This window comes from Eleftheria terrae (genome assembly GCF_030419005.1).
GTDB lineage: Bacteria > Pseudomonadota > Gammaproteobacteria > Burkholderiales > Burkholderiaceae_C > Caldimonas > Caldimonas terrae.
Map to the genome: position 1 here is coordinate 1,900,233 of NZ_CP106951.1, position 11,664 is coordinate 1,911,896.

Annotated in this window: 9 protein-coding genes; 7 read left to right on the forward strand and 2 right to left on the reverse strand. The window is 63.7% G+C overall.

Annotation, left to right across the window (positions count from 1 at the left end):
- Nucleotides 1-75: 75 nt before the first annotated feature.
- The 7 genes from corA (at nucleotide 76) to kdpE (ending at nucleotide 9,525) form a co-directional block, all read left to right on the forward strand.
- The gene (gene corA / locus N7L95_RS08445; RefSeq protein WP_301259375.1) at nucleotides 76-1,050 is read left to right on the forward strand and encodes a magnesium/cobalt transporter CorA; all 975 of its coding nucleotides are present in this window, start codon (nucleotides 76-78) and stop codon (nucleotides 1,048-1,050) included.
- A 426-nt stretch (nucleotides 1,051-1,476) separates the two neighbouring features.
- Complete coding sequence (gene kdpF, locus N7L95_RS08450; protein ID WP_301259376.1) at nucleotides 1,477-1,569, forward strand: K(+)-transporting ATPase subunit F; 93 nt, start codon at nucleotides 1,477-1,479, stop codon at nucleotides 1,567-1,569.
- Nucleotides 1,566-3,356: a potassium-transporting ATPase subunit KdpA gene (gene kdpA, locus N7L95_RS08455; protein WP_301259377.1), complete on the forward strand. Its 1,791-nt coding sequence runs from the start codon at nucleotides 1,566-1,568 to the stop codon at nucleotides 3,354-3,356. Before kdpF ends, kdpA begins: the two co-directional genes overlap by 4 nt.
- Nucleotides 3,357-3,372: 16 nt before the next feature.
- Entirely contained in the window at nucleotides 3,373-5,472 is a 2,100-nt protein-coding gene (kdpB, locus tag N7L95_RS08460; RefSeq protein ID WP_301259378.1) for a potassium-transporting ATPase subunit KdpB, read from the forward strand.
- A gap of 13 nt (nucleotides 5,473-5,485) precedes the next feature.
- The gene (gene kdpC, locus N7L95_RS08465; protein WP_301259379.1) at nucleotides 5,486-6,064 is read left to right on the forward strand and encodes a potassium-transporting ATPase subunit KdpC; all 579 of its coding nucleotides are present in this window, start codon (nucleotides 5,486-5,488) and stop codon (nucleotides 6,062-6,064) included.
- A 46-nt stretch (nucleotides 6,065-6,110) separates the two neighbouring features.
- Complete coding sequence (locus N7L95_RS08470; protein ID WP_301259380.1) at nucleotides 6,111-8,822, forward strand: DUF4118 domain-containing protein; 2,712 nt, start codon at nucleotides 6,111-6,113, stop codon at nucleotides 8,820-8,822.
- 10 nt (nucleotides 8,823-8,832) lie between these two features.
- The gene (kdpE, locus tag N7L95_RS08475) at nucleotides 8,833-9,525 is read left to right on the forward strand and encodes a two-component system response regulator KdpE (RefSeq protein WP_301259381.1); all 693 of its coding nucleotides are present in this window, start codon (nucleotides 8,833-8,835) and stop codon (nucleotides 9,523-9,525) included.
- A gap of 718 nt (nucleotides 9,526-10,243) precedes the next feature.
- Here kdpE and N7L95_RS08480 read toward each other — a convergent pair.
- On the reverse strand, nucleotides 10,244-11,062 hold the full coding sequence (locus N7L95_RS08480) for a hypothetical protein (protein ID WP_301259382.1): 819 nt from the start codon (nucleotides 11,060-11,062) through the stop codon (nucleotides 10,244-10,246).
- Nucleotides 11,063-11,101: 39 nt separating this feature from the next.
- Nucleotides 11,102-11,590 (reverse strand): hypothetical protein, encoded by a 489-nt coding sequence (locus N7L95_RS08485; RefSeq protein WP_301259383.1) that lies wholly within the window; start codon nucleotides 11,588-11,590, stop codon nucleotides 11,102-11,104.
- Nucleotides 11,591-11,664 lie beyond the last annotated feature (74 nt).

Below are 11,664 nucleotides of genomic sequence, written 5' to 3' on the forward strand. Positions count from 1 at the left end.
GGGACCGCCTCTCGCATCGGGTCTCGCCTCCTTCTTTCCAGCCGGAACCCCTCGGGTTCCGTTGAGGGCTCTTCCATGTTGATCAACTGCGTCGCATATCGTGAGGGAGTCAAGGTTGCCGACATCCCGGTCGAAGCCATCAACGATTACCTGGCGATGCCAGGGCACTTTGTGTGGGTGGCGCTGAAGGACCCCGCCCCTGAGGAGTTGCGCCAGATGCAGGATGAGTTCAACCTGCATGACCTGGCGGTCGAGGATGCCGTTCATGGCCAGCAACGGCCCAAGGTGGAGCAGTACGGCAGCTGCCTTTTTCTGTCGATGCACCTAGTGGGAACGGGCACTGCGGCCGACGCCGATCTTTGCGTTGGCGAGGTCGCCGTGTTTGCCGGGGCGAACTTCGTGCTGTCGGTGCGGAACCGCAGCACCCTCGACTTCCTGGGAGTGCGTCGCAGGGCCGAGGCCGAACCCGAACTGCTGCGCCACGGACCCGGGTTCGTCCTCTACGCGCTGATGGACGCGGTAGTCGACCGCTACTTTCCTGTGCTGGACCTCCTGGAAGAGGAGCTGGAAATGATCGAGGACGACATTTTCGGGAAAGGCAGCGCGAGGGCCAATATCGAACGCTTGTACCGGCTCAAGCGGCGCCTCATGGTGCTACGCCGGGCGGTCGCCCCGCTGTTGGAAGCGATGAGCGAGCTGCAAGGATCGCGCGTGCCTCCGCTGGTGGCAGGCATGCAAGAGTACTTCCGGGACGTCATGGACCACCTTGCACGTATCAACGGGTCGATCGACACGATACGCGACACCATCAACACGGCGATCCAGGTGACCCTGTCGATGACGAGCATCGAGGAGAACGTGGTCACCAAGAGGCTCGCGTCCTGGGCGGCCATCTTTGGCGTGTGGACCGCGCTGGCCGGCGTCTGGGGGATGAACTTCGAGCACATGCCAGAGCTCAAGCTGCAGTACGGCTATGCGCTTGCACTCGGGACGATGGCGGCGGCATGCGGGGGCCTGTTCTGGCGCTTCCGACGCGCAGGTTGGCTCTAGGGCGACCGTGCAGAGAGAGGCGGTGGCGACAGGCATCGCACACCTCTGTCAGGCGACGATGCTCTTCAGTCGACGACATTGCAGTCGCTGCCCGACAGCACTGGGCCGCTGACTTCGGCGCGTCGATGCGCCCCCCCCGGGCCACTCGTAGCCACCTCTCGCGTCCCGGGGAGGGATAGCCCCTGGACGCATGACGAGGCGCCGCCCCACCCCGGGCTGGGCCGCCACCTGCGCTCGCGTCTTTATACGGCCTTGATGCCGGCGACCTACAAATTGCCGACATCTTTATGCGCGTCTTTCTAGGATTCCCCCATCTTAGAAGGAGGGCGTCCCGATGGATGTCGTTTATGTCGCGCTCGGCGCGGCCTTCTGGCTCCTGTTCGTAGCGATCGCCAGGGGCTGCGCGAAACTGGGAGGAGCCCAGCCATGACCTCGTTGTACGTCGTCGGCGGCCTCGTTGCGTGTGGGCTGCTGGTCTATCTTGCCGCCGCACTGGTGTTCCCCGAGAGGTTCTCATGACCGCACACGCGTGGAGCTTGCTCGCCGTTTACGGCGTGCTGCTGGTGCTGCTGGCGGTACCGCTCGGGCACTACATCGCCAAGGCGATGGACGGCCGGCTGGCGTTCGCCGGCCGCGCCGAAGGTGCGGTCTACCGGCTCTGCGGGATCAGGGCCGACGCCGAGATGGGCTGGCTGCAATATGCCCTGGCCATCCTGTTGTTCAACGCCCTTGGCCTGCTGGCGCTGTACCTGCTGCAGCGGCTACAGGCCTGGCTACCGCTGAACCCGCAGGGCTTCGGCAACGTCGCGCCCGACTCTTCGTTCAACACGGCGGTGAGTTTCGTCACCAACACCAATTGGCAGGGCTATGGTGGTGAGTCGACGATGAGCTACCTGACCCAGATGCTGGGCTTGGCGGTTCAGAACTTCCTGTCGGCCGCGACCGGCGTCGCGGTCGTGGTCGCCTTGATCCGCGGCTTCGTCCGCCACAGTACCAGGGGCATCGGCAACGCCTGGGTCGATTTGACCCGGGCGACCCTGTGGATCCTGCTGCCCCTGTCTTTTGTACTCGCCCTGTTCCTGGTGCAGCAAGGGGTGGTGCAGAACTTCGAGGCCTACAAGGAAGTCCACACCATCGAGGCCAACAGCTACGAGGCGCCCCAGCTTGACGCGGCGGGCCAGCCGGTCCAGGGCGGCCGCGGCGAGCGGTTGACGGCAGTGCATCGCCTGGACAAGCAGACCCTGCCGATGGGGCCGGCGGCCTCGCAGGTCGCGATCAAGCTGCTAGGGACCAATGGCGGGGGGTTCTTCAACGCGAACGCCGCCCACCCGTACGAGAACCCGACGGCGCTGTCCAATCTGGCGCAAATGCTGGCCATCTTCCTGATCCCGGCCGCCCTGTGCTTCACCTTCGGGCGCATGGTGCAGGACCGGCGGCAGGGCTGGACGGTGTTTGCCGCCATGGCGGTGATGTGGGTCGCTGGCGCCCTCGCCGCCACCCACTTCGAGCAGCAGGGCAATCCGCAGTTCGCGACGCTGGGCGTCGACCAGACAGCCGCCGGCACGCAGGCCGGCGGCAATATGGAAGGCAAGGAAGTCCGTTTCGGCATCGCTGACACTGCGCTGTTTGCCACCATCACGACCGCCGCCTCCTGCGGCGCCGTCAACGGCATGCACGACTCGTTCACCCCGCTGGGCGGTATGGTGCCCCTGATCAACATGCAGCTGGGTGAGGTCGTGTTTGGCGGTGTCGGAACGGGCTTGTACGGCATGCTGACCTTTGCGATCCTGGCTGTGTTCATTGCCGGCTTGATGATCGGTCGCACGCCCGAGTACCTGGGCAAAAAGATCGAAGCCTACGAAATGAAGATGGCCTCGCTGGCCATCCTCGTCACGCCGCTGATCGTGCTGGCAGGCACCGCGGTCGCCGTGACCAGCGACGCCGGCCAAGCCACGCTCGGCAACCCGGGCGCCCACGGATTCTCGGAGATCCTGTATGCCCTCACCTCGGCCGGCAACAACAACGGCAGCGCCTTCGGTGGCCTCGGCGCCAACACGCCCTTCTACAACACCCTGCTGGCCCTCGCCATGTGGTTTGGCCGCTTCGGCGTGATTGTGCCGGTGCTGGCCATTGCCGGCGGGCTGGCCGCCAAAAAGCGGGTGGCGGCCACCAGCGGCACGATGCCGACGCACGGTGCCCTGTTCGTGGGGCTGCTCGTGGGAACTGTGCTGCTTGTCGGCCTGCTGAACTACGTGCCGGCGCTGGCACTGGGTCCCGTCATCGAGCACCTGGTGCTTTGGAAATAGGGACGCGGAGAATCACATGACTCGCAAGACCTTTACGCTGTTCGACCCGCTGCTGGTCCGCCAGGCGATCGTCGAATCGTTCACCAAGCTCGACCCTCGCGTGCAATGGCGCAATCCGGTGATGTTCGTCGTCTATGTTGGCAGCGTCTTTACCACCGGGCTGTTTCTGCACGCGCTCGGCGGCCACGGCGATGCGCCGGCCGGCTTTGTCCTCGCGATCGCGCTTTGGCTCTGGTTCACTGTCCTTTTCGCGAACTTCGCCGAGGCGATGGCCGAGGGCCGCAGCAAGGCCCAAGCGGCGTCGCTGCGCAGCCTGAAGCAGCAAACTTGGGCCAAGCTGCTGGACGAGCCGCGCCATGGGGCGCCATGGCACCCCATCGAATCGAATGAGTTGAAGAAGGGAAGCGTCGTGCTCGTGGTGGCCGGCGATGTCATCCCGGCGGACGGCGAGGTGATCGAAGGCGTGGCCTCGGTTGACGAGAGTGCCATCACCGGGGAGTCTGCGCCGGTGATCCGCGAGAGCGGTGGCGACTTCTCCGCCGTCACTGGCGGCACGCGCGTTCTGTCCGACTGGATCGTCATGCGGGTGACGGCCAACCCCGGCGAAACCTTTGTCGACCGCATGATCGCGATGGTCGAGAACGCCAAGCGCCAGAAGACGCCCAACGAGATCGCGCTGACCATCCTGCTCGTGGCCCTGACCCTTGTGTTCCTTGCCGTCACCGTCACGCTGCTGCCGTACTCGCTGTTCGCAGTCGATATGGTGCAGGCAGGCGCGCCGGTCAGCGTGGCGGTGCTGGTCGCGCTGCTGGTGTGCCTGATCCCCACCACCATCGCCGGCCTGTTGTCAGCCATCGGCGTCGCCGGCATGAGTCGCATGATGCAGGCCAACGTGATCGCCACCTCCGGCCGCGCGGTAGAAGCTGCGGGCGACGTGGACGTGTTGCTGCTCGACAAGACCGGCACCATCACGCTGGGCAACCGCCATGCGTCCGCGTTCCTGCCGGCACCGGGCGTGACGGAGGGCGCACTGGCCGATGCGGCGCAACTGGCGTCGCTGGCCGACGAGACCCCGGAAGGCCGCAGCATCGTCGTGCTGGCCAAGCAGAAGTACAACCTGCGTGAGCGCGACATCCAGGCATTGGATGCGCACTTCGTGCACTTTTCGGCCCAGACACGCATGAGCGGGGTCGATTTGCCGAGAGCGGAGCCGGGCGACACGGAGGCTGCCCAGGTGCGCCAGGTGCGCAAGGGCGCGGCGGATGCGATCCGCCGCCACGTCGAGGCACAAGGCGGCCGCTTTCCGGCTCCGGTGTTGGCCGTGGTGGACGACGTGTCCCGCCGCGGCAGCACACCGCTGGTGGTGGCGGACGGCATTCGGGTGATGGGCGTCATCGAGCTGAAGGACGTCGTCAAGGGCGGCATCAAGGAGCGCTTCGCCGAGTTGCGCCGCATGGGCATCAAAACTGTCATGGTCACCGGCGACAACCGGCTCACCGCCGCGGCGATCGCCGCCGAGGCCGGCGTGGACGACTTCCTGGCCGAGGCCACGCCCGAGCAGAAGCTGGCGCTGATTCGCCAGCACCAGGCCGAGGGCCGGCTGGTTGCGATGACCGGCGACGGCACCAACGACGCACCCGCGCTCGCGCAGGCCGATGTGGCGGTGGCCATGAACTCCGGCACGCAGGCCGCTAAGGAGGCCGGCAACATGGTGGATCTCGACAGCAATCCCACCAAGCTGATCGAGGTGGTCGAGACCGGCAAACAGATGTTGATGACACGCGGCTCGCTCACAACCTTCAGTATCGCGAACGACATCGCGAAGTACTTCGCCATCATCCCGGCGGCCTTTGTCGCGACCTACCCGCAGCTTGGTGCGCTGAACGTGATGCAGCTGGCCAGCCCCCGGTCGGCCATCTTGTCGGCCGTGATCTTCAATGCGCTGATCATCGTCTTCCTCATTCCGTTGGCCTTGAAGGGCGTGTCTTACCGACCCCTGGGAGCCGCCACGCTGCTGCGGCGGAACCTGCTGATCTACGGGCTGGGTGGTGTGATCGTGCCCTTCATCGGGATCAAGGCCATCGACTGGGTGCTCAGCACCGCGGGCCTCGTCTGACCGGAGCAATGACATGACCAGCCAACTTCGTCCCGCCCTGAGCCTGTTTGCCGTATTGACGGTCATGACCGGCGTCGTCTATCCGCTGGCCGTGACCAGTATCGCGCGCCTGGCGTTTCCCGAGCAGGCCCAAGGCAGCCTGGTGGTCCGGGACGGCAAGCCGGTGGGCTCCTCGCTGATCGGCCAGAGTTTCACCGACGCGAAGTACTTCTGGGGTCGCCCGTCGGCCACCGCGCCGATGCCCTACAACGCCAGTGCCTCCACCGGCTCCAACCAGGGGCCGCTGAACCCGGCGCTGGTGGACGGCGTGCAGAAGCGGGTCGGAGCGCTGAAGGCCGCCGACCCCGGCAACACAGCCCCGGTGCCGGTGGACCTCGTCACCGCTTCGGGCAGCGGCCTAGATCCGCACATCAGCGTGGCCGCTGCCCAGTACCAGACCGCACGGGTGGCCCGGGTGCGGGGGCTGGCACCCGAGGTGGTGGCGTCGCTGATCGCCCGGCACACCGAGGGCCGCTTGTGGGGCGTACTCGGCGAAGTGCGTGTGAACGTGCTGGCCCTGAATCTCGCCCTTGATCAAACGGCTCGTCCTTGAAGCCGTGCGTCCGGCCTTCAGGGTGGCTCTGAAATAATTCTTCCGCATGACCGACAGCCGCCCCGACCCGGATCAATTGCTCGCGCGTATTCAGGAGGAGGCGGCGCACGCCGGCCGAGGCCGCCTGAAGATCTTTTTCGGCGCCTGCGCGGGCGTCGGCAAGACCTACGCGATGCTGCTGGGCGCCCGTGAACAGCACCGGCAGGGGGTCGAGGTGGCGATCGGCGTGGTCGAGACGCATGGCCGTGCGGAGACCCGGTCACTGGTTGATGGATTGGATCGGCTCCCGATGAAGGAGGTGGCTTACCGGGACAAGACGCTGCAGGAGTTCGATCTTGATGGCGCGCTCGCCCGCAAGCCACGGCTGCTCCTGCTAGACGAGCTGGCGCACTCCAACGTGCCTGGCTCCCGCCATCCCAAGCGCTGGCAGGACGTGGAGGAACTGCTGAAGGCCGGTATCGACGTCTGGTCGACGATGAACGTGCAGCACCTCGAGAGCCTGAACGACGTGGTCAGCGGCATCACCGGCATCCGCGTCTGGGAGACGGTGCCCGACCGCGTGTTCGACGAGGCCGACGAGGTGGTGATCGTCGACCTGCCACCCGACGACCTGCTGCAGCGGCTCCGGGAAGGCAAGGTCTACCTGCCACAGCAGGCCGCCACGGCGGTGCGCAACTTCTTCCGCAAGGGCAACCTGATTGCCCTACGCGAACTCGCGCTGCGCCGCACGGCCGATCGGGTGGACGACGAGATGCTGCAGTACCGTCGCACCCGGGCGGTCGCGCCGGTGTGGCAGACGCGCGAGTCGCTGCTGCTGGGCATCGGCCCGGATGAACGCTCCGAGAAGCTGGTGCGTGCCACCGCCCGGATGGCAGCGCAGCTCGGCGTGCCCTGGCACTGTGTTTACGTCGAAACGCCGAAGCTACAGCGCCTGCCCGACATGGCGCGCCAGCGCATTCTGCGCGTTCTGAAGCTGGCGCAAGACGCTGGCGCGTCCACCGCCACGCTGGCCGGCGGCTCGCTAGCGTCCGTGATCGTGAAGTACGCACATGAGCACAACCTGTCGCGCGTCGTGCTCGGCCGCGACACGGGTCGCTGGGTGCCTCCGTGGCGCACCACGCTGGCGGGGGCGGTCGGGGCGATGGGCCGCGATCTGGACGTGATCCAGATCGCGCTGCCGGCGGGCCCAGGGGGCAAGCCGCAGCCATTCGGAACCGGGCCAACGATGCAGGGAGAAACGCTGCCCAAGCAGAACGTCTGGCCGCCATATGCCTGGAGCGCTGTCGTCTGCGCGGCCGTCGCGTTGCTGGCCGCGCCGCTGCATTCAGTGTTGGACTTGGCCAATATCGTCATGATCTTCCTGCTGGCCGAGGTGTTTGTGGCAGTGCGCTTCGGCCGGGGGCCGGCGGTGATGGCCGCCTTCCTCAGCGTCGCCGCATTTGACTTTTTCTACGTCCCGCCGCGCTTCACCTTCAGTGTCCACGACGCGCAGTACCTGCTCACATTCGCCGTGATGCTGGCCGTCGCGTTGGTCATCGCGCAGCTCACGGCTGGCCTGAAGTTCCAGGCCCAGGTGGCCAACCTGCGTGAAGAGCGCGTGCGGGCACTGTACGAGCTGTCGCGCGACTTGTCCGCTGCGCTGATGACTGAGCAGGTGGCAGAGATCGCTGCGAGATTCTTGCAGTCGGAGTTCGGCGCACGTGTCGCAGTCATGGTGGCCGACCCAGAGGACAGGATTGGCGCCCCCGTCCCGGCGGCGGACCTGCCGGCCAACGTGGATCCCAGCATTGCGCAGTGGGCCTTCAACCATGCCGAGGCGGCGGGATACGGCACCCACACGCTTCCAGCTGCACCGATCCTGTACCTGCCGTTGAAGGCACCGATGCGCATGCGCGGAGTACTCGCGATAGAACCACGCCATCCGGCGCGCCCGGCGGGCCCGGAACAGCGTCGCCTGCTCGACACCTGCGCTTCGCTCCTGGCCATGTCGCTGGAGCGCATTCACTATGTGGAGGTCGCGCAGGCCACCACCGTGCAGATGGAGTCGGAGCGGCTTCGCAACTCACTCCTGTCGGCGATCTCGCACGATCTGCGCACGCCGCTGGCCGCGCTGGTGGGTATGGCCGATTCCCTCGCGATGACGCAACCGCCGCCGCAAGGCCGGCAAGCCGAGCTCGCCGAAGCCATGCGCCAGGCGGCGCTGCGCATGAACTCGCTGGTGAACAACCTGCTGGATATGGCACGACTGCAGTCCGGCACGGTCATTCTTAACCGGCAGTGGGTGCCACTCGAAGAGGTGATCGGCAGTTCCCTGAAGGCCATGGCCGGCACGCTGGAGCCAGGACGGGTGCGGGTGGTGCTGCCAGACGACCTGCCCCTGCTGCACCTGGACGCCAGCCTGTTCGAGCGCGTGCTATGCAATTTGCTCGAGAACGCCGTGAAGTACACGCCTGACGGGAGTCCGATTGAGATTGGCGCCGACGTGGACAGCCATCGCGTCAGAATGATGGTGGACGATCACGGGCCGGGATTGCCCCGGCACCGGGAGGAATCGATGTTCCAGATGTTCGAGCGAGGGCGCAAAGAAAGCGCGACGCCCGGCGTTGGGTTGGGGCTGGCGATTTGTCGCGCGATCGTCGAGGCCCATGGCGGCACCATCAGCGGCCAGACACGGGCGGGCCGCGGCGCGCGATTCACCGTCGAGTTGCCGCGCGGCGAGCCGCCTCAGATGGAGACGGCTGAAGGGGAAACAGGTTAGGAGACGATGCATGAGCGAGCCAACACCCCGTGTGCTGGTGGTTGAGGACGAGACCGAGATCCGCCGGTTCGTCTGCCTTTCCCTTGAGCGGGAGGGCTTCGAGGTCTACCAAGCCGACGGCGTACAACGGGGGCTGATCGAGGCGGGCTCGCGCAGGCCGGAGATGATTGTGCTTGACCTTGGTCTGCCTGACGGCGACGGCGTGGAGCTGATCCGTGACCTGCGAGGGTGGTCGGATACTCCGGTGCTGGTCCTGTCAGCCCGCACCGATGAAGGCGACAAGATCGCCGCCCTGGACGCAGGGGCGGACGACTACTTGGTCAAGCCCTTTGGGGTCGGCGAGTTGCTGGCGCGTGTCCGCGCGCACCTGCGCCGCCGCGCCACCGCCGGGCGCGACAACGGCGCGACCATCGAGTTCGCGGACGTCAAGATCGATCTGGCGCGCCGAACTGTGGCGCGGGCCGGAGAGAACCTGCACCTCACCCCAATCGAATACCGCCTGCTCACGCATCTGGCTGGGCATCCGCACTGTGTCTTGACGCACCACCAGCTGCTGAAGTCAGTTTGGGGGCCTAGCCACGTCAGGGATACCCATTACCTCCGTGTCTACATGGGCCAGCTGCGAAAGAAGGTCGAAGTCGACCCGGCCGCACCCCGTCACCTCGTCACGGAGACAGGCATTGGCTACCGGTTCGTGCCTTAAAGACATCTTGATCGATCGTCAAGACGAAGCGTCCCGCCACGACCCTCACCGAGTCTGCAGATCGACCTTCAAACCGGTGTTCATCATTTTTCTCCTGCAGTCGAACACAGGCAACTGGCGAATCGGCCGCCCCCCCGCAGGAGCTTGAGAGGAAGGTTTGCCTTGGCCCTCTTTTCGTGCACCAGAACACAACGCCCAACGGTTCTCCGTTGGGCGTTTTGCTTTGGGCGAATCCCGCAACGGCGCGGGGTTCGGGGGCATTCTGCGTAGGCCACGCCTGCACCCTGCCCTGCCGTTTTTGGCTCGTTTCGACTCTCCTTTCCTCTCTCTTCTCTAAAAAGTAGGGCGACTTTTTCCGGTTGGCCTACGCAGAAGTGCTTTGCTGACGCGGACTTACGCGAGGGTCGAGTAGAGCGGTTTTCCAGGGTCTTGGTGTAGCGAGCCGCGTCCTCCTTGACCGCTGCGGGCTTCGGATCGGCCGCCTCTCCGCGGAAGAACACCGGTGCGTCTTGATCTGTACCGCTACGATGCACCGATCGCGCGTGCCGGCAGCCGACGTCGGCTCGTGTCCGTTATAACCGGTGCTATAGCGGAAACCGGCGCAACGCTTCAAGCGTCGCACCACTGCTTCGGGCCGTCATTGACTCACCGGGACAGCACGCGTTAAGCCGGGCCGGGCGCGAGTAGCAGCCAACTGCCGACGCCACAGACGCAATGCTCAGAATTGCGGATAGTCCATGAAAAGCGCACCCTTCTGAGCAGGCTTAACGCTATACAAAAAGGGAGGTGGAATCTTTGGCTGATCCAAGCACTCGTCCACTGAAACAAAGCTGGCAGCATTCACCGTGCTTTTTGCGAACATCGGCTTGAACTCGAGGTTCTTCATCTTGCCAACAGCACCCTCCCTGTCCCATATCTGCGCGGCGAGTTGTTCGGTGACCACACGTGATGCGATCAACGCACTTTCCCTGCTGATTGTGCCGATTGCAATATGAAATCCCACCAGATTAGATATTAAATCTTCCTGACTGTAACTACTATCGCCAGTTAATATACTTTGAGGGAAGCTACCCTGCATTCTTTCGAAACCATGGCTGACCTCCATGTAAATAGCCAAGGCGACTGACTTTTTTTGCTCCAAGGTCAATCCTTGGCGAATTAGGTAGGCACCTCCCGCGCTTCTTGAAAATCGGCGAGGCCCAAATTTCTTGTGCATGCTTTGCTTGTATTCAAGCTTAAAGCCTCTTGCGCCGTCTCTAAAAGTAATAAATTTCCGATTTTTCTCAATCAGCTCAGACGGCACGTTCAATTTCGATAGAACTGCGCGGGGTGCGGCCAAAGCTAAAGCGGCACTTGGGTTGATCTTGACGGCATCAATGATGTAGGCGTCATCCCCACCTGCAAGCATATTCCTCCACAGCTCTGCCGGCCCGCTCGGATTCATGTGCCCTAAATCAAGCCAACCCAAATTGCATGTGTATGCCAGCCGGGACTCTCCCCCCGGCTGTTTAGAGAAAATATCAGCTCTCGTTGTCATGTCCCAGGTCTCCCACGATCCCCCATCATGCAATTCTGTTCAGTCATAATGAACCAGTTTGATCCAAAAGCTCTTTTTTGCCGCGTCGCCAAGCAATATCAGATATCCTTCATCGTGCGAATCGATCAGCAGCTTTTTCGCCTTCACAACTTCCGCCCCCGGAACATAGAAGCCGACATACAGGTTGGCGGCCACTTCATCACGGGAAGAAGCGTTTTGCTTTTCAATATACCTAACATATTTTGCCCAAAACAATTCTTCCTTTCCGGGCGGGATTATGCAGGACAGTTCAGAAGAAGCGGGCTTATTCCCATCTCCTGCCGTCCCAAAAAACGTAGCCTTGTCGAGACAACCATCATCAGGTGCACCTCTTATAAAAGATGATAGTCCCATGAAATAGGCAAACGAATTTTTCTCCGGGTAATAATTTTCCTCTGAGAAAACAACGACGGCAAAAATCACCCAAAGAACGATCGGTATCACTAATGCAGCGCCAATCGCGCCGGCAATCAAAGCGGTCTTCTTCAAAATTTCACCTAGCAACCATAATTCGTCTCGTCAATCACGCCGCTTGCCAGATAGGCTCGCAAAGCATAACCCTT